At 64.6% G+C, this 20,875-nt stretch carries 22 protein-coding genes; 21 read left to right on the top strand and 1 reads right to left on the bottom strand.

All coding sequences use genetic code 11. The features are described 5' to 3' along the window. Positions 1-137 precede the first annotated feature (137 nt). Together ACVOLZ_RS03010 and cydB are read left to right on the top strand one after the other, a co-directional pair. Entirely contained in the window at positions 138-1,532 is a 1,395-nt protein-coding gene (locus ACVOLZ_RS03010) for a cytochrome ubiquinol oxidase subunit I (RefSeq protein WP_481514961.1), read from the top strand. Between the two features lies 1 nt (position 1,533). After that, a complete protein-coding gene (cydB, locus tag ACVOLZ_RS03005) occupies positions 1,534-2,547 on the top strand; it encodes a cytochrome d ubiquinol oxidase subunit II (RefSeq protein ID WP_481514960.1) in 1,014 nt (337 codons plus the stop codon). Positions 2,548-2,602: 55 nt separating this feature from the next. On the opposite strand, the gene ACVOLZ_RS03000 is transcribed toward cydB, so the two are convergent. Beyond that, complete coding sequence (locus ACVOLZ_RS03000; RefSeq protein WP_481514959.1) at positions 2,603-3,607, bottom strand: chorismate transformation FkbO/Hyg5 family protein; 1,005 nt, start codon at positions 3,605-3,607, stop codon at positions 2,603-2,605. Positions 3,608-3,788: 181 nt separating this feature from the next. Between ACVOLZ_RS03000 and ACVOLZ_RS02995 the strand changes: the two genes are divergently transcribed. From ACVOLZ_RS02995 to ACVOLZ_RS02905, 19 genes are all read left to right on the top strand, one after another. Then, positions 3,789-4,523, top strand: a complete 735-nt coding sequence (locus tag ACVOLZ_RS02995) for a beta-ketoacyl synthase chain length factor (RefSeq protein WP_481514958.1) — start codon at positions 3,789-3,791, stop codon at positions 4,521-4,523. Next, on the top strand, positions 4,516-5,124 hold the full coding sequence (locus ACVOLZ_RS02990) for a lysophospholipid acyltransferase family protein (protein WP_481514957.1): 609 nt from the start codon (positions 4,516-4,518) through the stop codon (positions 5,122-5,124). Before ACVOLZ_RS02995 ends, ACVOLZ_RS02990 begins: the two co-directional genes overlap by 8 nt. 161 nt (positions 5,125-5,285) lie before the next feature. Beyond that, positions 5,286-5,561 (top strand): phosphopantetheine-binding protein, encoded by a 276-nt coding sequence (locus ACVOLZ_RS02985; protein WP_481514956.1) that lies wholly within the window; start codon positions 5,286-5,288, stop codon positions 5,559-5,561. Positions 5,562-5,578: 17 nt separating this feature from the next. Continuing rightward, positions 5,579-5,836: an acyl carrier protein gene (locus ACVOLZ_RS02980; RefSeq protein WP_481514955.1), complete on the top strand. Its 258-nt coding sequence runs from the start codon at positions 5,579-5,581 to the stop codon at positions 5,834-5,836. 21 nt (positions 5,837-5,857) lie between these two features. Then, entirely contained in the window at positions 5,858-6,409 is a 552-nt protein-coding gene (locus tag ACVOLZ_RS02975; protein ID WP_481514954.1) for a COG4648 family protein, read from the top strand. Then, positions 6,402-8,084: an ApeI family dehydratase gene (locus tag ACVOLZ_RS02970; RefSeq protein WP_481514953.1), complete on the top strand. Its 1,683-nt coding sequence runs from the start codon at positions 6,402-6,404 to the stop codon at positions 8,082-8,084. Before ACVOLZ_RS02975 ends, ACVOLZ_RS02970 begins: the two co-directional genes overlap by 8 nt. Continuing rightward, positions 8,077-8,844 carry a glycosyltransferase family 2 protein gene (locus ACVOLZ_RS02965; protein WP_481514952.1) on the top strand — a complete coding sequence of 256 codons (768 nt, stop codon included), beginning with the start codon at positions 8,077-8,079 and terminating at the stop codon, positions 8,842-8,844. The genes ACVOLZ_RS02970 and ACVOLZ_RS02965 overlap by 8 nt, the downstream gene beginning before the upstream one ends. Beyond that, complete coding sequence (locus ACVOLZ_RS02960; RefSeq protein ID WP_481514951.1) at positions 8,844-9,782, top strand: LpxL/LpxP family acyltransferase; 939 nt, start codon at positions 8,844-8,846, stop codon at positions 9,780-9,782. The genes ACVOLZ_RS02965 and ACVOLZ_RS02960 overlap by 1 nt, the downstream gene beginning before the upstream one ends. Further along, complete coding sequence (locus tag ACVOLZ_RS02955; protein ID WP_481514950.1) at positions 9,772-11,322, top strand: HAL/PAL/TAL family ammonia-lyase; 1,551 nt, start codon at positions 9,772-9,774, stop codon at positions 11,320-11,322. The genes ACVOLZ_RS02960 and ACVOLZ_RS02955 overlap by 11 nt, the downstream gene beginning before the upstream one ends. Further along, positions 11,309-11,731 (top strand): acyl-CoA thioesterase, encoded by a 423-nt coding sequence (locus ACVOLZ_RS02950; protein WP_481509198.1) that lies wholly within the window; start codon positions 11,309-11,311, stop codon positions 11,729-11,731. Before ACVOLZ_RS02955 ends, ACVOLZ_RS02950 begins: the two co-directional genes overlap by 14 nt. Continuing rightward, positions 11,728-12,360 (top strand): outer membrane lipoprotein carrier protein LolA, encoded by a 633-nt coding sequence (locus ACVOLZ_RS02945; RefSeq protein WP_481514949.1) that lies wholly within the window; start codon positions 11,728-11,730, stop codon positions 12,358-12,360. Before ACVOLZ_RS02950 ends, ACVOLZ_RS02945 begins: the two co-directional genes overlap by 4 nt. Next, the gene (locus ACVOLZ_RS02940; RefSeq protein ID WP_481514948.1) at positions 12,338-14,704 is read left to right on the top strand and encodes an MMPL family transporter; all 2,367 of its coding nucleotides are present in this window, start codon (positions 12,338-12,340) and stop codon (positions 14,702-14,704) included. Before ACVOLZ_RS02945 ends, ACVOLZ_RS02940 begins: the two co-directional genes overlap by 23 nt. A gap of 36 nt (positions 14,705-14,740) precedes the next feature. Next, complete coding sequence (locus tag ACVOLZ_RS02935; RefSeq protein WP_481514947.1) at positions 14,741-15,982, top strand: NAD(P)/FAD-dependent oxidoreductase; 1,242 nt, start codon at positions 14,741-14,743, stop codon at positions 15,980-15,982. A gap of 47 nt (positions 15,983-16,029) precedes the next feature. Next, positions 16,030-16,518 (top strand): DUF3261 domain-containing protein, encoded by a 489-nt coding sequence (locus tag ACVOLZ_RS02930; RefSeq protein WP_481514946.1) that lies wholly within the window; start codon positions 16,030-16,032, stop codon positions 16,516-16,518. Continuing rightward, positions 16,515-17,705 (top strand): beta-ketoacyl-[acyl-carrier-protein] synthase family protein, encoded by a 1,191-nt coding sequence (locus tag ACVOLZ_RS02925; protein ID WP_481514945.1) that lies wholly within the window; start codon positions 16,515-16,517, stop codon positions 17,703-17,705. The genes ACVOLZ_RS02930 and ACVOLZ_RS02925 overlap by 4 nt, the downstream gene beginning before the upstream one ends. Next, positions 17,698-18,153, top strand: coding sequence for a hotdog family protein (locus ACVOLZ_RS02920; RefSeq protein WP_481514944.1), 456 nt, complete (start codon positions 17,698-17,700; stop codon positions 18,151-18,153). Before ACVOLZ_RS02925 ends, ACVOLZ_RS02920 begins: the two co-directional genes overlap by 8 nt. Next, positions 18,150-18,881, top strand: a complete 732-nt coding sequence (locus ACVOLZ_RS02915) for a 3-ketoacyl-ACP reductase FabG2 (RefSeq protein ID WP_481514943.1) — start codon at positions 18,150-18,152, stop codon at positions 18,879-18,881. Before ACVOLZ_RS02920 ends, ACVOLZ_RS02915 begins: the two co-directional genes overlap by 4 nt. Beyond that, complete coding sequence (locus tag ACVOLZ_RS02910; protein WP_481514942.1) at positions 18,881-20,122, top strand: beta-ketoacyl-ACP synthase; 1,242 nt, start codon at positions 18,881-18,883, stop codon at positions 20,120-20,122. The genes ACVOLZ_RS02915 and ACVOLZ_RS02910 overlap by 1 nt, the downstream gene beginning before the upstream one ends. Positions 20,123-20,154: 32 nt before the next feature. Beyond that, positions 20,155-20,592: an excinuclease ATPase subunit gene (locus tag ACVOLZ_RS02905; protein WP_481514941.1), complete on the top strand. Its 438-nt coding sequence runs from the start codon at positions 20,155-20,157 to the stop codon at positions 20,590-20,592. Positions 20,593-20,875 lie beyond the last annotated feature (283 nt).

Genomic DNA, 20,875 nt, shown 5'->3' with positions numbered 1-20,875 from the left:
CCCTCCCCTTGGCTTCGCCAAAGGGAGGGAGCTATAGCTACTGCGACTTTTTGACGCACTGCGACATCCGGTCACATCCGTTCTTAACCAATACAGGACCAGAATCGCCCCAATTAAAGAATTGCGGAGAAGCGCCCGTGGAAGCGCTGCTGTTGTCCCGGATCCAATTCGGATTCGTCGTCAGTTTTCATGTGCTGTTTCCTGCCTTCACCATCGGCACGGCCAGCTGGTTGGCTTTCGTCGAATGGCGTTGGCTGCGTACCCGCAATCCGGTCTGGCGTGAGCTGTTTTTCTTCTGGCAGAAGATCTTCGCCGTGTCCTTCGGCATGGGCGTGGTCAGCGGCATCGTCATGGCGTTCCAGTTCGGCACCAACTGGCCGCGCCTGAGTGAAGTTGCTGGCACGGTGATCGGTCCGCTGCTCACCTACGAAGTACTGACTGCGTTCTTCCTGGAAGCCAGTTTCCTCGGCGTGATGCTGTTTGGTTGGGAGAAGGTCTCGCCGCGCCTGCACTTCTTCTCCACCTGCATGGTGGCGTTGGGCACGCTGTTTTCCACGTTCTGGATCCTGTCTTCCAATAGTTGGCTGCATACGCCGGCCGGCTACACGCTGGTCGATGGCATCGTGCATCCGCAGGACTGGTGGCAGATCGTATTCAACCCGTCTTTCCCGTACCGCCTGGCGCATATGGCGCTGGGTTCGTTCATCACCACGTGCTTTGTCATCGGCGGTGTCGGTGCCTGGTATCTGCGTCGTGGCGTGCATGTGGAAGCTGGTCGCAAGATGTTGGTCGCTGCGGTCGCGTTTGCGGCGTTGACGGTGCCAGTGCAGATCTTTGTCGGTGACATGCATGGTTTGAACACGCTGGAGCACCAGCCGATGAAGATCGCGGCGATGGAAGCGCACTGGCATGAAACCAAGCCCGGCGAAGGCGTGCCGCTGGTGGTGTTCGCGGTGCCCAATGAAAAGGAAGAGCGCAACGATTACGAGATTGCCATTCCCAAGCTCGGCAGCGTGATCCTGACCCACAGCACGGACGGTACGTTCGCACCACTGACCTCGGTGCCGGCCAGCGAGCGGCCGCCGGTGGTGCCGGTGTTCTACGCGTTCCGCATCATGGTCGGGATCGGCTCGCTGATGCTGTTGGTTGCGTGGATCTCGGCCTTCCAGTTGTGGCGTGGACGCCTGCTGCAGTCGAAGTGGCTGCTGCGCGGCTGGAACTGGATGCTGCCCAGCGGTTTCGTCGCGCTGGTGGCTGGTTGGTTCGTTACCGAAATGGGCCGGCAGCCGTGGGTGGTTTACGGCGTGCTGCGCACCGCCGATGCAGTCGGCACGCAGAGTGTGTGGATGACGGTGTTGTCGTTGGTGGTGTACGTGATCGGCTATCTGTTCGTGTTTGGCTGGGGCATCTGGTATCTGGTCAAGATCATGCGCAGTGGGCCCAAGCCGCATGATCTGCCGCCGCGTGATGACGGCATGCATACCCCGGCGCGGCCACTGTCCGGCGTCAACGAACCACTGGAGGAGCGCTGACATGGAGATGACAACCTGGCTGCCGGTGGCATGGTTCGCGGTGATTGGTTTCGGCGTGCTGATGTACGTGGTGCTGGATGGCTTCGTGCTCGGCATCGGCATCCTGGCGCCGTTTGCCGAGGATGAGCAGCAGCTCGACGTGATGATGAATACCGCCGCGCCGATCTGGGATGGCAATGAAACCTGGCTGGTGCTCGGTGGTGCTGGTCTGATGGCGGCGTTTCCCAAGGCCTATGCGGTGCTGCTGTCCGGTTTGTATCTGCCAGTGCTGCTGCTGGTGATGGGGCTGGTGTTCCGCGGCGTGGCCTTCGAGTTCCGCTTCAAGGCGCATCGCTCGCGCGCGCTGTGGAGTGTGTCGTTTGCGATGGGCTCGCTGCTGGCATCGTTCGCTCAAGGCGTGATTCTGGGCGCCTTGGTGCAGGGCTTGCCGATGCAGGACGGGCATTACAGCGGCGGTGCCTTCGGCTGGTTCAGCCCGTTCTCGATGCTGACCGGCGTGGCGGTGGTGACCGGTTATGCGCTGCTCGGCAGCACCTGGCTGATCCTCAAGACCGAAGGCCGTGAGCAGGCCTTGGCGCGCTCGCTGACGCGGCCGCTGATGGTGGCGGTGATCGTGTTCATGGGCCTGGTCAGTACCTGGTTGCCGTTCCTGCAGTCGAGGGTGATGGAGCGCTGGTTCAGCGATGGCAACTTCTGGTGGCTGTCGCCGGTGCCGCTGCTGACCCTGGCCGTGGCGGTGGCGCTGTGGCGCAGCGCCATGCACCCGCGGCGCGATCTGCCGCCGTTCCTGCTGACCCTGGCGCTGTTCGTGCTCGGCTTCGTCGGCCTGGTGCTGGGCATGTGGCCCTATCTGCTGCCGCCGCATCTGACGCTGTGGCAGGCCGCTGCGCCAGCGTCGTCGCTGGGTTTCAGCATGGTCGGGCTGGTGCTGCTGTTGCCGGTGATCCTCGGCTATACGGTGTGGTCGTACCGGGTGTTCCGCGGCAAGGTAACGGCCGAAACCGGCTATCACTGAACCTGTGTTGATCTGGCCCGGCGCATGCGCCGGGGCAGGCTCTGTGGCGCGGTTCTCAGCCGTGCAGGCCTTCGATTTCCACCAGCAATTCGGCGCGGCAGACTTCGCCGTGTAGCACGATGAAGCTGGATTCGGCCAGGCCGCTCTGCTGCAGTTGCAGGCTCACCTCGGCCGCGTCCTGCGGATTGCGCACGTACACCTTGAGCAGTGATTGGTCGCCCAGTTGGGGTGGGAGCGCCGGCCGTTGCTGTCGTGCACGATCGATCAGGCTCTGCAGATTGGTCAGGGTTTCGTCCAGCTGCATTGCCACCGAGCCGTGGTGTTGCGAGCGGTGGCCGACGATGGCGGCGGTGCCTGATTGCAGCAGCGGCAGGCCGGTCGTAAGTGGCGGCAGCATCGCACGTGCAAAGCTGGGTGACTGCGGGCCGTATTGGCGCGGATAGGCATAGGCGCTGACCTGACGCGGGTTTTCCAGCGGCGTGCCTGGCTGGCGAGCGGACAGGCAATACACCTGCACCCGACGGCGGCCGTCAAAACAGCCGATGCAGGTGGCGGCGGGCATTGCTGCGTCATTCACCACCTGCAGGCCGCGCACGCGGCCCAGGCAGAAGCGGCGGTAGCGCTCGTTGTCGTCGTCGCCTTCGGTGATGGCATCAAGGTAATTCCAGGTGCGCAGCAACGACGGATAGCCACTGTGCGACAGGAATTCGCTCAGTGCGGCATAGGCCGTGGCGGTCGCGGCCTCGATATCGCCGTCGACTTCGGCGACCTCGATGGACGTGAACAGCAGTTCGGCGTTGCGTGACCATTGCACCGCGCCGCTGCTGCCGTGTTCAGCGGCGCTATCGCCTTGCCAGATTTCGATCTGGTCGGCGCCATGTATCGCCAATGGCACCTGCAGCCAGTGCGGCGCGTCGTGCAGTGTCGGCCCGGCGTTGAATCCGAATACGGCCAGTGTGCTGGGGTCGGCCAGCGCTGCGGCGGCCTGTTGGGCGGGTAGATAGCTGGCGCGGAACGCTGAATGCGGGGTGCCGGGCTGGGCAGCGGTAGCTTGCTGCATGAAGAGGTTGCTGTTGCCCATACCGTGAATCTGCTGCCAATGGCCGGGTCTCATGATAGCTTGCCACGCTTCACGGTCCCAGCAGATACCGTTTTTGCAGGTGTCGCGGCGTATTCGGGGGAATGCGTCGCTCAGTCAAGCTGGGCTTCATGCGTCATGTAGTTGGATTGCAGTGGTGGCAATGATCGAATTTTCAGTGGCCGGTTGGTCGGCATGGGCGCCGGACCTGACTACGGCGGAGCAATGGCGGGCCTGGGCTGAGCGGCCCTGGCTGCCGCAGGGAGACGCTGCGCCGGCGTTGTTGGAGGTGCCGGCGATGCAGCGGCGGCGTATCGAGCGGCTCGGGCGCATGGCGATCCAGGCAGCCTGCTGGTGCGAGCAGGCCGAGGATGAATCCGACATCCCGCTGGTGTTCGCCTCCCGCCATGGCGATGTGGCGCGCTCGCTGGCCCTGCTGCAGTCGCTGGTGGGGCAGGAGCCGATGTCGCCGACCGCGTTTGGTCTGTCCGTGCATAACGCTGTTGCAGCGCTGTACTCGATCATGCGCGGCAGCCGCAGCAATTATCTGGCGCTGGCGGCCGGGGCGGCGACGGTGGAGGCAGCCTGCGTGGAGGCGTATGGCCTGCTGGCCGATGGCGCACCCGAAGTGCGGGTGATTGTGTACGAGGCGTCGTTGCCGGCCCTGTATGCGGGATTTGCGGATGAGCCCGATGCCGGCTTTGCCTGGTGCTGGCGGTTGCGCCGGGCCGATCAGCCCGGTACCCGGCTCAGTCTGGCCTGGCGGGCTGCTCAGGGTTCGTCCGAGAGATCGCTTTTGCCGCGCGGCTTGGCTGCACATGCGTTCCTTTTGTCGGAAGATGCCGGCATGATCAATGCCGTTGATGGTCGGGACTGGGTCTGGGCGCGGCATGGCTGAGGCTGGGCGCGTTTGGCTCAACCACGCCTGGCGGGTGTTCGCCACCGGGCTCAGTTTTGCTGCCTTCGGCATTGGCGGTTTGCTGCTGGGTGGTCTGGTGATGCCAGCGCTGCTGCTGATCCGCGACGAGCGGCGCCGGCGCCGGATTGCCCGCCGCCTGGTGCAACTCAGCTTTGCCGGGCATATCGGGCTGATGCGTCGGCTCGGCGTGCTGACCTACGAAATCGTTGGCGCTGAGCGCCTGCAACGACGGGGCTTGCTGGTGCTGGCCAACCACCCGACCCTGATCGATGTGGTGTTCCTGGTGTCGCTGCTGCCCAATGCCGATTGCGTGGTCAAACGCGCAGTGGCCATCAATCCGTTCATGCGCGGGCCGGTGCGTGCGGCTGGCTATATCTCCAATGATGACGGCGCCGGGCTGGTAGAGGATTGCATTGCTGCGGTGCAGGCCGGCGGCAGTCTGGTGATCTTCCCTGAGGGCACCCGCAGCGTGCCTGGCCAGCCATTGCGGCTGCAGCGCGGGGCGGCAAATATCGCGGTCAGGGGGGGGGCTGGACGTCACTCCGGTGCACATCCGCTGCAGCCCGGCAACCTTTGGTAAGGGGCAGAAATGGTATCTTGTGCCGCCGCGGCGTTTCCACGTTCGAATCGAGGTGGGTGAAGATATTCAGATCCACCCGTTCCTGGTCGATAGCCCCACGTCAAAGGGGGATGCGTTGGCAGCGCGTCGCCTTACCGACCACCTCACCCATTATTTCGATCTTGCTGGAGATCCGAACCGTGCAGGCACTTGAGCACGAGATCAAGGAATTGATCATTTCATCGCTGTCACTGGAAGACATCGCGCCGGAGGACATTGATTCCGCCGCGCCGCTGTTCGTCGAAGGGCTGGGTCTGGACTCCATCGATGCGTTGGAGCTTGGCTTGGCGCTGCAGAAAAAGTATGGGGTCAGCCTGTCGGCTGACTCGGAAGAGACCCGCCGCCATTTCTCCAGCGTGCGTGCGCTCAGCGAGTTTGTCGCTGCCCGTCAGTCGTAACCGGGCCAGGAATTGCCATGACCAAGAGTGAATTGTTCGACCATATCGTTCGCATTCTCAACGACAGTTTTGAGATTGCGGCGGAGCGGATCAAGCCCGAGGCACGCCTGTACGAAGACCTGGACATCGACAGCATCGATGCGGTGGATCTGATCGTGCAGCTCAAGCCGTTGCTGGGCCGCAATCTGCAGCCGGAGGCCTTCAAGACCGTGCGCACCGTGCAGGACGTGGTCGACGTCGTGCATGGCCTGCTGCCCGATCAAGCTGCCGCCTGACCGGACCGGCAGGGGCCTGGCATGACGCGGTTCCGCGCGCTCGCCTTTGGTCTGTTGACGGTTGCCTATCCGTTGCTGGTGTATCTGGCGATGGGGCGTTTCGAGCCCCGCTGGATGGCCTTGCTGTTGTTTGCGCTGGCCTTGCTGCGGGCGTTGACCAGTCGCCAGCCGCTGTGGATGGCAGCGGCTGCAGGTGCCGGCGTGCTGGCCTTGTTGACCACCCTGCTCAACCAGGCGCTGCCATTGAAGCTTTACCCGTTGCTGGTCAACGTGGTGATGTTGTTGGTGTTTGCTACCAGCCTGCGGTTCGGGCCGCCGGTGGTGGAGCGTTTGGCGCGCCTGCAGGAGCCGGACCTGCCGTCCTTTGCGGTGGCGTATACCCGCAAGGTGACCCAGGTCTGGTGTGGTTTTTTTGTTCTCAATGGGGGCCTGGCCCTGGTAACCGCGCTATGGGCGTCGGACCGGACCTGGGCGCTGTACAACGGATTGTTGGCGTACGTGATGATGGCTGTGTTGTTTGCAGGTGAATGGCTGGTACGGCGGCGGGTGAAGGCTGCGCACGCCCATGTCTGAGTGGATCGCTCTGGACCGGTTGCTGCTGCAGCCGCAATCGGCGCGTTGCGTCGGCCTGTGCGAGGGCGTGGCGGTTACCCACGCGGCATTCCGCCAGCAGGCAATGGCGTGGCGGCAGGCATTTGCCGTCGCGCCCGGCCGCGATTGGGCGCTGTACTTTGATGAGGCGCTGCCGTTCGCGGCAGCCTTGTTCGGTGCCTGGCATGCAGGCAAACGCGTGTTTCTGGCCGCCGACAACCTACCGGCCAGCTTGGCTGAACTGCAGTCGCGGGTAAGTGGCTTTGCCGGTGACGTTGATCCAGTGCATGCGCCGTTGGCCGCAGTGGCGGCGCCCGCCAACATTGCTTTCGAACCCTTGGATGAGCGCGCCTGCGAGTTGGTGGTATTCACCTCCGGCAGTACCGGCGAGCCCAGTGCGATCAGCAAACGGCTGGATCAGCTGGCGCGCGAAGTGGACGCCTTGCAGGCCGCCTTTGGTGCCGAGCTGGAAGGTGCCCAGGTTCACGGCACGGTTTCGCATCAACATATCTACGGGCTGCTGTTCCGGGTGCTGTGGCCACTGGCCGCGGGACGCGCAATCCAGCCGCGTCGTTTCTTCCATGAAGACCTGATCAAGGCGCTGAGCGCTGCCGACAGTGTGCTGGTGGCAACACCTGCGCATCTGAAACGGCTGCCCGAGCAATTGGATTGGGCCGCGCTGCACGGACGCTTGCGCGCCGTGTTTTCCTCCGGCGGCCCGTTGCCAGCCGATGCTGCGCCACAGGTGCGGCAATTGTTGGGCGTGGCGCCCACCGAGGTGTACGGCAGCAGCGAAACCGGCGGTGTCGCCTGGCGTCGCTGGCACGATGCAGCGCCGACCTGGCAACCGCTGCCGGGTGTGCAGTGGCGGATCGAAGACGGCTGCCTGATGGTGGCCTCGGCGCATCTGCCGACGACGGATTGGTGGCAGACCCAGGATCGCGTCGAAGCCTTGGCCGAGGGTCGCTTCCGCCTGCTCGGCCGTGCCGACCGCATCGTCAAGATCGAAGAACGGCGGGTATCGCTGGATGCACTGGAGCGCGCGCTGCGGGCCGACCCGCAGGTCGAGGATGTGCGGGTACTGGTACTGGCGGGTGCGCGTGAACAACTCGCTGCGGTGGTGGTGCCGACGGATGCCGCGCTGATTGCGGCTGACGATGTTGCCCGCCGCGCATTCCAGCAGCATCTGGCAACGGTATTGGCGCGCAGTCATGATGCGGTGACACGTCCGCGCCGCTGGCGCCTGCTCAGTGCCTTGCCGCTCAATGCACAGGGCAAGGTCACGCACGCCGCCTTGGCCGCGCTGTTCCAGCCACTGATGCCGACGCCGCGTTGGCTCCAGCGTTCGCCCAGCAACGCTGTTGCCGAGTTGGTGTTGGACCCGGCATTGCGGGTGTTCGAAGGACACTTTCCGCAGGCGCGGATTCTGCCCGGGGTCGCCCAGCTGGATTGGGCCATCCGTTATGGTCGGCAGGTATTCGACATGCCGCCGCGCTTCGAGCGCATGGATGCGGTCAAATTCCAGCATGTAGCGCGGCCGGGACAACTGCTGTCGTTGCAGTTGGACTGGGATGCCGCGCGCGGTGTGCTGGGCTTCCGCTACAGCTCCGAGCATGGCGTGCACGCCAGCGGCAAGGTGGTATTTGCCGATGCGTGATGCACTGCAGGCCAGGGGCGCCTACGCGGCGCTGGTGGTGATTCCCGTATACGACCATGAGCAGGCGATAGCAGCGGTGGTTGCTGGCGTGCGCGCTGCTGGCCTGCCGTGTCTGCTGGTGGACGACGGCTCGCACCCGGCCTGCGCGCAGGTGCTGCGTGTGCTGGCGGAGCAGGCCGACGTTGATCTGCTGCGGCTGGAACAGAACCAGGGCAAGGGCGGTGCGATGCTGGCCGGCTTCGCCGAGGCGGCGCGGCTTGGCTACAGCCACGTAGTGCAGATCGATGCGGATGGCCAGCACGACACCGGCGATCTGCCGCGTTTCGTGGCTTTGTCGCAGGCGCAACCACAGGCGGTGATCTGCGGTGTGCCGATCTATGACGAGAGCGTGCCCAAGGCGCGTCTGTACGGACGCTACCTCACCCATGTGTGGGTGTGGATCAACACCTTGTCGCTGCACCTGCGCGATTCGATGTGCGGCTTCCGGGTCTATCCGTTGCCGCCGGTAGTACGGCTTGCCGCCGAGGAAACCATCGGCAGGCGCATGGACTTCGACAGTGAGATCCTGGTGCGCCTGTTCTGGCGGCAGCTGCCGGTGATCCATCTGCCCACCCGCGTTACCTATCCTTCTGATGGTGTGTCGCACTTCGATGTGTGGCGCGACAACCTGCGCATCAGCCGCATGCATACGCGGCTGTTCTTCGGCATGGTGTGGCGCAGCCCGCGCCTGCTTTGGCGGCGGCTGCAGAGAGCGCAGTAATGGCCGCCAACAACACACCGCACTGGGCCGATATCGGCGAGTCCACCTCGGTGGCCGGCGTGCTGTTCCTGTGCTGGGTGCATCGTTGGTTCGGGCGCTGGCCGTTCCGTGCATGCGTTTGGCCGGTGGTGCTCTGTCACTGGCTGGGCAATGGGGTAGGACGGCGTGCGTCGATGCAGTATCTGCAGCGGCTACAGGCGCATACCGGCGCACTCGGGCGGGTGCCACGTCGGCGTGACAGCCTCCGTCATTTTTTCAGTTTCGCCGACACCTTGCTGGACAAGATGCTTGGCCTGGGTGGGCGCTACCCAGCCGAGCGCATCCAGCTGCAGCGCGATCTGATGCTGGACAAGATTGCCCGTCGCGAAGGCGGCCTGCTGCTCACTGCGCATATCGGCTGCCTGGAGCTGTGCCAGGTATTGGCCGAGCAGGTGCCCGGCTTCCGCATCACCGTGCTGGTGCATACCGCGCACGCGCAACGCTTCAACCGCCTGCTGCAGCGGCTGGATCCGCTCGCCCAGGTGGAGTTGATGCAGGTGACTTCGATGGGCCCGGACACCGCGCTGGAACTGAGCCGCCGTGTCGCCGAGGGTGGCTTTGTCGCCATCGTTGGTGATCGCGTGCCGGTGCAGGGCGGGCGCACGGTGATGGCGGACTTCCTCGGTCACCGCGCGCCGTTCCCGATCGGTGCGTATGCACTTGCTGCCGCGCTGGGCTGCCCGGTCTACACCATGGCCTGCCTGCATCAGGGCCAGGGGTACCGCGTGGTGTTTGAACATTTCAGTGATCGCATCGTGTTGCCGCGTGGCTCGCGTGATGCGGCACTGGCCGGCCAAGCGCAGGCATTTGCCTGTTGGCTGGAGCGGCAACTCATCCAGTCCCCGATGGACTGGTTCAACTTCTTCCCCTTCTGGGACCAAGCCCCCCATGCAGAATAAGCAAGCTCCCGCGTGCCGCTTCGGCGATGCACCCTTGACTATCGAAGACGTGGTCGCACTGGCGCTGCGCAAGCGCGCCGCGCTGCTCAGTGACGAGGCCAGTTTCCGTGGGCGTATCCAGCAGGGGGCGGACTTTCTGGATCGCCTGCTGCGCGAGGACGGTGTCGTCTATGGTGTGACCACCGGCTATGGCGATTCCTGCACGGTCAATATTCCGCCGGCGCTGGTCGCCGAACTGCCGCACCATCTGTACACGTATCACGGCTGCGGTCTGGGCCGTTATCTGGACCCGGTAGAAACGCGCGCGGTGTTGGCTGCGCGACTTGCCTCGCTGGTGCGCGGCATGTCCGGCGTCAGCCTGCCGCTGCTGGAAGGGCTGACCAGCCTGCTGCAGCATAACGTACTGCCGATGATTCCGGCCGAAGGCTCGGTCGGCGCCAGTGGTGACCTGACCCCGCTGTCGTATGTGGCGGCAGTGCTGTGTGGCGAGCGTGAGGTGTTCTACCAGGGGCGCGTGCAGACCGCTGCGGACGCATTGGCGGATATCGGCGTGACGCCGTTGCGGCTGCGCCCCAAGGAAGGTTTGGCGATCATGAACGGCACCGCGGTGATGACCGGGCTGGCCTGTCTGGCCTGGCAGCGTGCCGATTACCTGTCGCGGCTTGCTACGCGTTTGACTGCGTTCAATGTGCTGGCCAGCGATGGCAACGCGCATCACTTCGATGAGACCTTGTTCGCCGCCAAGCCGCACCCGGGGCAGATGCGCATCGCCGCGCGCCTGCGTGAGGACCTGCACAGCGAGCGCCCGCCGCGCAACGCCGAGCGCCTGCAGGACCGCTACTCGCTGCGTTGCGCACCGCACGTGATCGGCGTGCTGGAAGACACGCTGCCGTTCCTGCGCCAGCTGATCGAAACCGAGCTGAACAGCGCCAATGACAATCCGCTGATCGATGCCGAAGGCGAACGCATCCTGCATGGCGGCCACTTCTACGGCGGCCACATCGCCTTGGCGATGGACACGCTGAAGAACACCGTGGCCAACCTCGCCGACCTGCTTGACCGGCAGCTCGCGCTGCTGGTGGACGCACGCTACAACCACGGCCTGCCGGCCAATCTGTCGGCCGCCACCGGCCCGCGTGCGGCCATCAACCACGGCCTGAAGGCGCTGCAGATCAGCGTCTCGGCCTGGACTGCCGAAGCGCTCAAGCAGACCATGCCGGCCTCGGTGTTCTCGCGTTCCACTGAATGCCACAACCAGGACAAGGTCAGCATGGGCACCATCGCCGCGCGCGACTGCCTGCGCGTGATCGAGCTGACTGAACAGGTGGTGGCGGCGATGCTGATCGCAGCTCGCCAGGGCCTGGCCCTGCGTGAAAGGGTTGGCATGAACGCGCAGCTGCATGGCAGTCTGGCCGATATGTACGGCGACCTGGGGCAACGCATCGCCCTGGTCGAAGAAGACCGCGCGCTGGATGGCGAACTGCGGAAACTGCTGGAGGAGATCCGCGCGCAGCGTTGGGAGTTGTATGTCGACCGTTGAACTTGTGGCCGAGATCGAGCTGTCACCGGCCTTCCATGATTGCGATCCAATGCATGTGGTCTGGCACGGCAATTACTTCAAGTATTTCGAGATCGCGCGCTGTGCGTTGTTGCAGCGCTACGACTACGACTACCCGCAGATGCTGGAATCGGGCTATCTATGGCCGGTGGTGGATGCGCGGGTCAAATACATCCGTCCGCTGCTGTACCAGCAGGCCTTGCGGGTGCGTGCGCAGATCAGCGAGTGGGAGAACCGCTTGAAGATCGATTATCAGATCCATGATGCCGCTGATGGGCAGCTGCTGACCCGCGCCCACACCATCCAGGTGGCAGTGGACGCTGCCAGCAAGGAAATGCTGTACCAAAGCCCGCCGGTACTGTGGGAGCGTCTGGGAGTGCCGGCACCATGATCAGGGGTCTGTCGATGTATCCACGTATTGCCTTGTGCGCATTGCTGCTGATGCTCGCGCCGATCAGCCATGCCGCCGATGCGGCGGTGGACGCGATCACCCAGTCGGTGGCGCGGCCGGATGTACTGCGTGGCCAGTTCACCCAGGACAAGCAGGTCAGCGGCTTCAAGAATCCGCTGCGCTCGCAGGGGCAGTTCGTGGTGGCGCGCCAGCACGGCGTGATCTGGACCACGCAGCGTCCGTTCCCGTCGGAAGTCGTGGTCACTGCAGATCGCATCCTCAGCCGGCAGCGTGATGGGACCAACCGGGTGGAACTGGATGCGCGTCAGCAGCCGGCGATGCGCTCGGTCAACGCGATCATGTTCGCGCTGATGAGTGGCGATGTGCAGGCCTTGTCCAGCCAATTCAACATCAAGGCGCAGCGCGAAGGCCAGGGCTGGCGGCTGCAGTTGACGCCGAAGTCGGCGATGTTGGCCAAGGCCTTCCAGTCGCTGTCCTTGCAGGGTGACCGTTACGTGCGCCAGGTGGAGATCATCGAGGCCAACCAGGACCGCACCCTGATCCAGTTCAGCGCATTGACCGAAGCGCCGGCCGCGCTCAGTGCCGATGAGGCACGCCGTTTTGACTGAACCGCACGTGGCAGCATCCGAGCGCCTGCGGCGTTGGTGGCATTGGCTTGGCTTGGCCTGGCTGCTGTTGCTGATCGGCCTTGGCGTGCAGCAATGGCAGCTGTGGAGCACGCAGTCGCGCATCGATACCGACATCCTGGCGCTGCTGCCGCAGGATGCACACGATCGTCTATTGTCCGACGTCACCCGCCGCATCGCCGATGGCAGTGCACGGCAGGTGGTGGTGTTGCTGGGTAGCGCGGACAGCGAGGCGACCAAGCGCGCACAGGACGCATTTGCCGGCAGCATGGCCAATGACGTCGACACCGGCTTGCTGCAGCCCAGCGGCTCGATTGAGGGTTGGTTCGAGCAGGCGCGCGACTTCTATGCGCCTTGGCGCGACCGCCTGCTCACCGCCGAGCAGCGCCAGCAATTGCAGCAGGCCGATCCCGCGTTGCTGGGCGAACAGGCATTGGCCAGCCTGTACGGGCCGATGGGCGCGCCGCGCCTGACCGAATGGCGGCAGGATCCGCTGTCGCTGTGGCCGCAATGGTGGCAGCAGCAGGCGCGCGCCTCCGGCCTGCAGCTGGGCGAAGACGGCTTGCTCGAAGCCGAAGGCCGGCATTGGGCGGTGCTGCAGTTTGAGACCCGCGATTCGGCCTTCCAGCTCGATGGCGAGCGCCACCTTGATGCGTTGCTGACGCGTGCCGGCGCCGCCGCACGTGGCGCAGCGCCGGATCTGGAAATCCTGCATGCCGGCGTGCCGTTGCATGCCGAGGCCGCGGCGTCGCAGGCCAATCGCGAGATCAACACCATTGGCTGGGGATCGTTGGCCGCGGTGTTGCTGCTGGTGTGGCTGGCGTTCCGCTCGTTGCGGCCGATCCTGCTGGTCGCAGCCTCCTTGTTGATCGGCTGTGGCGTCGCCTTGGCGGTAACCGTGCTGGTGTTCGGCAAGGTGCATGTATTGACCCTGGTGTTCGGCGCGTCGCTGGTGGGCGTGGCCGAGGACTACGGCATCCACTGGTTTGCTTCGCGTCAGGCCGAGCCGGCCGAACGCCGTTGGAAGCTGCTGCGGCATCTGCTGCCTGGCCTGTGCCTGGCCTTGCTGACCAGCGCGCTTGCGTATGTTGCATTGGGGCTGGCGCCGTTCCCCGGGCTGCGGCAGATGGCGGTGTTCTCGGTGGTGGGGCTGACCGCAGCGTTCGCCACGGTGATCTTCTGGTTCCCGTATCTGGACGGTGGTCAGATCGCGCCCACCCGCTTCTCGCAATGGCTGGGTAACACGCTGGAGCGCTGGCCGCGCCTGCAGAACGGTCGGCAAATGCTGCTGGTGACGCTCGCGGTGGTGCTGCTGTCGGGCATCGGCATTGCACGCCTGCAGACCGACGATGACCTGCGCAGCCTGCAGTCCTCGCCGCCACAGTTGATGGCCGAGCAGATCCGCCTTAGCCAGTTGCTGGGCATGCCCAGCCCGGCCCAGTTCTATTTGGTGCAGGGTGCCGACGCGGCACAGCTGCTGCAGCGCGAAGAAGCGCTGACCGCAAAGCTGCGCGTATTGGCCGACAGTGGAAAGATCGGCGGCTACCGCGCGATCAGTGATTGGCTGCCATCGCCGGCACGTCAGCAGGCCGACGCGGCGCTGACCGGTGCTGCTGAACCGCAGGTGCTGGCAATGGTCGCGGAGGCGGTTGGCGAGCCTTTGGCGCGGCCTGCATTCTCGTCGGTACCGTTGACCGCCGAAGCCTTCCTGGCCTCGCCGGCGTCGCAGCCGTTCCGTCACCTGTGGGTTGGCCAGTTGGGCGGGCAGGTGGCCAGCGTGGTGATGGTGGATGATCTATCGCGTGCCGATGCGCTGACCACCTTGGGCGATGCCGCCAAGGGCCTGGACGGCGTGCGCTGGGTCGATCGCACTGCCGACTTCTCACGCTTGCTTGGCCACTACCGCAAGCTGATGGGCGGCATGTTGCTGGTCGGTATCGCGCTGGTATTCGGCGCGCTGTTGCTGCGCTACAAGCGCAATGCGTGGCGGGTATTCGCGCCGACCTTGTTGGCGGGCGTGTTGACCCTGGGCCTGCTGGGCCTGTTCGGGCAGCCGCTGCAGCTGTTCAACATGCTGGCGCTGATGCTGCTGCTGGGCATGGGCATCGACTACGGCATCTTCCTGGTTGAGCACCGCGGCGATGCCAGTGCATGGCTGGCGGTATGCGTGGGCGCGGCCAGTACCTGGTTGTCATTCGGCTTGCTGGGCTTGTCGGCGACGCCGGCGTTGCGTGCATTTGGTTTGACCCTGTTGTTCGGCATTGGCCTGGTCTGGCTGATCTCGCCGCTGTTCCGGCCGCCGCCGCATGCACCTGCGGCAGATTGATCTTCAACGTGTAACTGGACTCTCAAGGACGCATCGATGGCACCCAACGTGGAACGTACTGAAATCCTGATCATCGGCGCCGGCCCGGCCGGTTCGGTCGCTGCGGCGATGCTGCGCAAGCAGGGCCGTCAGGTATTGATGATCGAGCGCCAGCAGTTCCCGCGCTTCTCCATCGGCGAGAGTCTGCTGCCGCAAAGCATGGAATACATCGAGGCGGCAGGATTGCTGCAGGACGTGGTGGAAGCTGGCTTCCAGTACAAGAACGGCGCGGCCTTCGTGCACGGCGAGGCGCGTACTGCGTTCGATTTCCGCAACAAGTTCTCGCCGGGTTGGGGCACCACATACCAGGTGCAGCGTGCCGATTTCGACAATGTGCTGGCGCGTGGCGCCGAGCGCATGGGTACCACTCTTCGGTTCGGCGATGAAGTGCTGGCAGTGGAGCCGGGCGAGCAGCCTGCGGTGACCGTGCGCCGCCCGGATGGCAGCGAGTACCGCATCGAGGCCGACTTCATTCTGGATGCCTCGGGTTTTGCACGCTTGCTGCCGCGCCTGCTGCAGCTGGAGTCGCCGTCCAACTTCCCGGTACGCGGTGCGATCTTCTGCCATGTGCGCGATCACATCCCGGTGGATGCGGACTTTGACCGCAACAAGATACTGATCACCACCCATCCCGAGCATATCGACGTCTGGTATTGGACGATTCCGTTCTCCAATGGCTGCTGCTCGCTGGGCGTGGTGGCCGAGCCCTCGTTCTTCGAGCGCTACGAAGGCGAAGACCTGCAGAAGCTGCAGGCCATCGTCAGCGAAGACCCCAACCTGAGTCGTCTGCTGGCCAATGCCGAGTGGGCAGTGCTGCCGGTACGTCGCATCACCGGCTATTCGGCCAATGTCAGCTCGCTGCATGGCCCGGGCTATGCCTTGCTGGGCAATGCCGGCGAATTCCTCGATCCGGTGTTTTCCTCCGGCGTCACCATCGCCTTCAAGTCGGCGCAGCTGGCCAGTGAGTGCCTTGCGCGCCGCTATGCCGGTGAAAGCGTGGACTGGGAAGCCGAGTTCTCGGTACCGCTGCGTGCCGGCGTCAAGACCTTCCGCCGCTTCGTCGAGGCGTGGTACCAGGGCGGCTTCCAGAAGATCATCTACCACCCCGATCAGCAGCCCGAGATCCGCGGCATGATCTGCTCAATCCTGGCCGGCTATGCCTGGGATACAAAGAATCCCTACGTGGCCGATGAAAGCGGGCGACGCATGCGCGTGCTGGAGGAACTGTGCGGCGCCTGATCACCACTCTCGTCGCTTGCCTGTTGCTGGTCGCGTGCGCGGGCCGCATGCCCAAGCCCCTGGTTGAGCTGCCGACGCTGCGCTTGTCGCCAGCCAGTCTGTCGGCGCCGTTGGCGCTGCAGCAGCAGCTGCAGTTCCGCTTTGGCAGCCACGAGCGCGAGCTCGATGCGCTGTTGGAGGCCGACGCCCAGCAGCTGCAGCTTGCCGTGCAGGCGATGGGCCGCACCGGCGTGCGGCTGCGCTGGGACGGCGAACACCTGCAGCAGGAACGCGCGCCATGGCTTCCGCCGCAGGTGCGTGCCGAGCGCGTGCTGGATGACCTGCAGTTCGCGCTGTGGCCGACCGCGGCGATTGCCGCGGCATTGCCCAGCGGCTGGTCGGTGGAGGATGACGGTGTGCGTCGACAACTGCGCCAGGGCGACACGACCTGGCTGGAGTTGCAGCGTGGTGCCGATGGCACGCTGCTGCTGGACAATCGTGCCGAAGGCTATTCGTTGCAGATCCATTCGATAGACATGCAGGTGCAGCAACCATGAGTGCGGTGTATTTGAACGAGCTGGGTGTGATCTGCGCATTGGGCGCGGATCGGGCACAGATCGCGCAGGCCTTGTTCCAGCCACAGCTGGCTGGCTCGGCGCTGAGCGATACGGTGGTTCCCGGGCGTTCGCTGGTGTTGGGCGCGGTGCAGTCAGCGCTGCCGTCGTTGCAGGACCTGCCGGTGGCGCTGCATGGGCGCAACAACGCGTTGTTGTTGGCCGCCCTGCAACAGATCGAGCCGGCCGCACGCGCGGCAATTGCCCGTTACGGCAGTGAGCGGGTGGCGGTGGTGATGGGCACCAGCACCTCGGGCATCGGTGAATCCGAAGAAGCGCTGGCGATGTACTACGCCAGCGGTGAGTGGCCGCCGCAGTTTGATTACGCGCAGCAGGAGATGGGCACGGCGGCGCGCTTCGTGCGCAGCTACCTGGGCATCGATGGCCCGGCATGGGTGCTGTCCACGGCCTGCTCGTCCAGTGCCAAGGCCTTGATGTCGGCGGCGCGGTTGCTGCGTAGCGGCGTTGTGGATGCGGTGATTGCTGGCGGCGCGGATTCGCTGTGTCGCTTCACCGTTGCCGGTTTCAGCGCATTGGAATCGGTGTCGGCGCCGCGTTGCAATCCGTTCTCGCGCAATCGCTGCGGCATCAATATCGGCGAAGGTGCGGGGGTGTTCCTGATGACCCGCGAGCCGGGTCCGGTGCAGTTGGCGGGTTGGGGGGAAACCTCCGATGCGCACCATATGTCGGCACCGGATCCGAGCGGGCAGGGCGCAGCGCTGGCGATGCGCCAGGCCTTGCAGCGTGCCGGCTGGGAAGCGGATTCGGTCGATTACATCAACCTGCATGGCACCGCGACCCAGCACAACGATGCGATGGAAAGCGTGGCGGTGGCCGATACCTTCGGCCTGGACGTGCCATGCAGCTCCACCAAGCCGCTCACCGGGCATACGCTGGGTGCATCGGGGGTGATTGAAGCCGCATTGTGCTGGATCACCCTGGCTGAGAACCCCGCGCAGCAGTTGCCGCCGCATTGGTGGGACGGTGAAGCCGATGACGCGCTGCCAGCGCTTGCTCTGGTGGTGCCTGGCATGCGCGCAGCGACCCCGCCGCAGCGGGTGCTGAGCAGCTCGTTTGCGTTCGGCGGCAGCAATGCCGTGCTGGCCATGGAGAAAGCTGCACATGGCTGAGTGCTACGCCATCGAGGACGTGGTGCCGCACCGCAACGGCATGTGCCTGTTGGACCGCGTGCTGCGCTGGGATGATGAAACCATCCAGGCCGAGCTGGTGGTGCCGTACGAAGGCCTGTTTGTCGAAGACGGCGGGGTGCCGGCTTGGGTAGGCATCGAGTACATGGCGCAGGCCATCGCGGCCTGGGCGGGCTGCCGCGCGCGCCGCGCCGGGCGCGAGCCGAATATCGGTTTCCTGCTGGGCAGCCGGCGTTACACCAGCACACGCGATGTCTTCCCCAGCGGTACCCGCCTGCGCATTGATGCGCGCTGCGAGCTGCTGGCGGACAATGGGCTGGGGATGTTTGCCTGCAGCTTGCAGGCAGGCGATGAACAATGGGCCGTGGCCAATGTGTCGGTGTTCGAGCCGACCGATGCGATGGCGTATCTGGAGAGTGGAGAGGCATGACAGAGAATCTGAGCGTACTGGTCACCGGGGCCAGTCGTGGTATCGGGCGGGCGATTGCGCTGCGTATCGCGCGCGATGGCTTTGCCGTGGTGGTGCATTGCCGCAGCCGCGTCGAGGAGGCGCAGGCGGTGGTCGCGCAGATCCAGGCGGCAGGCGGACAGGCGCGCGTGTTGGCGTTCGATGTTGCTGACCGCGCTGCGGCGCGTGCGGCATTGGAGGCCGATGTGCAGCAGCACGGTGCCTATTACGGTGTGGTCTGCAATGCCGGCATTGCCCGCGATGGCGCCTTCCCGGCGCTGAGCGAGGATGATTGGGACCAGGTCATCCACACTAATCTGGACGGCTTCTACAACGTGCTGCATCCGCTGATCATGCCGATGGTGCGGCGACGCAAGCCGGGCCGGATCGTCACCTTGTCGTCGGTGTCGGGCGTGGCCGGTAACCGCGGTCAGGTCAATTACAGCGCATCCAAGGCCGGCATCATCGGTGCTACCAAGGCATTGGCACTGGAACTGGCCAGTCGTGGCATCACCGTCAACTGCGTCGCGCCCGGCCTGATCGAAACCGAGATGCTCAACGATGAAGTGGTCGAGCACGCATTGAAGTTGATTCCTGCCGGCCGCGTCGGCAAACCGGACGAAGTGGCGGCCACGGTTGCGTTTCTATTGTCCGAGCCGGCTGCGTACATCACCCGGCAGGTGATTTCGGTCAACGGAGGAATGGTCTGATGGCCTACCAGGATCGTCGTGTGGTGGTCACCGGTGCGGCCGCACTGAGTCCGTTGGGTCACGACTGGCCCAGCATCCGTGCGCATCTGGGCTCCTACCGCAATGCGGTGCAGCCGATGCCGCAGTGGGATATCTATGCAGGGCTGAACACCAAGCTGGCTGCACCGGCACAGCCGTTCGAGCTGCCGTCCAACTACAACCGCAAGACCACCCGTTCGATGGGGCGGGTGGCGGTGATGGCGGTGCGTGCTACCGAAATGGCGCTGGAGCAGGCCGGCCTGCTTGGCCACCCGGTGCTGCGCAGCGGGATGGCCGGCGTTGCCTACGGTTCCTCATCCGGCTGCCACGATGCAACCGGTGAATTCGGGCGCATGCTGCATGAGCTGACAACCGAAGGCATCAGCGCAACGACCTACCTGAAGATGATGAGCCACACCGCGCCGGTCAATATCGGCGTGTTCTTTGGCCTGTGCGGTCGCGTCTACACCACTTCCAGCGCTTGCACCTCGGGCAGCCAGGGCGTCGGTTCGGCCTACGAGGCAATCCGCTCGGGCAAGCAGACGGTGATGCTGGGCGGTGGCTCCGAGCAGTTGGATGCGACTGCGGCGGCGGTGTTCGATACCTTGTTTGCCACCAGCGTACGCAACGATGCGCCGCAGACCACGCCCAGTCCGTTCGACGCGCACCGCGATGGCCTGGTGCTGGGCGAGGGTGCCTGCACCCTGGTGCTGGAGGAACTGGAGCACGCGCAGGCACGCGGTGCCAACATCCTGGCCGAGGTGGTGGGCTACGGCACCAACAGCGATGGTCAGCACGTCACCCAGCCCAGCGCGGACACCATGGCCCAGGCAATGCGCTTGGCGCTGCAGGATGCTGGCCTGGATGCGTCACAGATCGGCTACGTCAATGCCCACGGCACCGCCACCGATCACGGTGATATCGCCGAAACCCAGGCCACCGCGCAGGTGTTCGGCAACAAGCTGCCGATCAGCTCGCTGAAGAGCTATGTCGGCCACATGCTTGGCGCCTGCGGCGCGTTCGAAGCCTGGTTGACCATGGAAATGATGCGCGAAGGTTGGTTCGCACCGACCTTGAACCTGAGCGAGATCGACCCGCGCTGCGGTGAGCTGGATTACATCGCCGGTGAAGGCCGCCTGCTGCAGACCGAATATGTAATGAGCAACAACTTCGCATTTGGCGGCATCAACACCTCGTTGATTTTCCGCCGCTGGCCGGCTTGACCCAGTTAACACCACACTCAAAGGAAAGAGATATGCGTCGTTTCAGCCTTATCGTCACTGCCACGTTGCTGGTCTTTTCCAGCAGCGCTTTTGCACGCGACACCCGCGTGGAACAGCCGCTGGCAGATCTGCTCAGCTCGCAGGAGGCACGCGATGTCGGCATTGATGGCAGCGTGCGCTTCTATCTGGCGGGCCAGCCGGTGACGGTGCTGGAGCGCCTGGGCGAGGATGTAAGCAACCGCAAGACCAACGCCGCCAACAAGAGCGATGAGAAAGCCTGTCGTTGGGTTGCGTTGTCGACGTTGCTGGCATTGCAGGATGGCGCAAAGGCGCGAGGTGCCAATGCCGTGGTCGATATCGTCAGCTTCTACAAGAGCAACGAATTCCGCAGCGCCACCAACTATGAGTGCTATGCCGGCAGCATCCTGGCGGGTGTCGCTTTGAAGGGCACCTACGCCAAGGTGCCCTGAGGGTACTCACGGAAGCGGTCGACCGCCGCCAGCTGGACCAGACTGCCAATCCTCAGCTTGATCGTTGGTCCAGCCCTCCCAGGCTGGGGATTACGGCTGGGCAAACCCGTAGTAGCGGCCGATTGCATGAGTACGCCGCTGTCATCGTGCAGGTTTCGCCTTTGACTGGCAGCACTTGCCGCGGGTTCACTGCAGGCCTTGCCAGTGATGAGCCCGCGCTCGTCGCGCCGGGGTGGCGCTCGGTACCGCATTCAGCACGGCACCGCAGCGTCGGCAAACTGTC

The organism is Stenotrophomonas sp. STEN020, assembly GCF_056760195.1.
The sequence above is the reverse complement of the archived record's forward strand: the minus strand, read 5'-3'. Positions and strand labels throughout refer to the sequence as shown.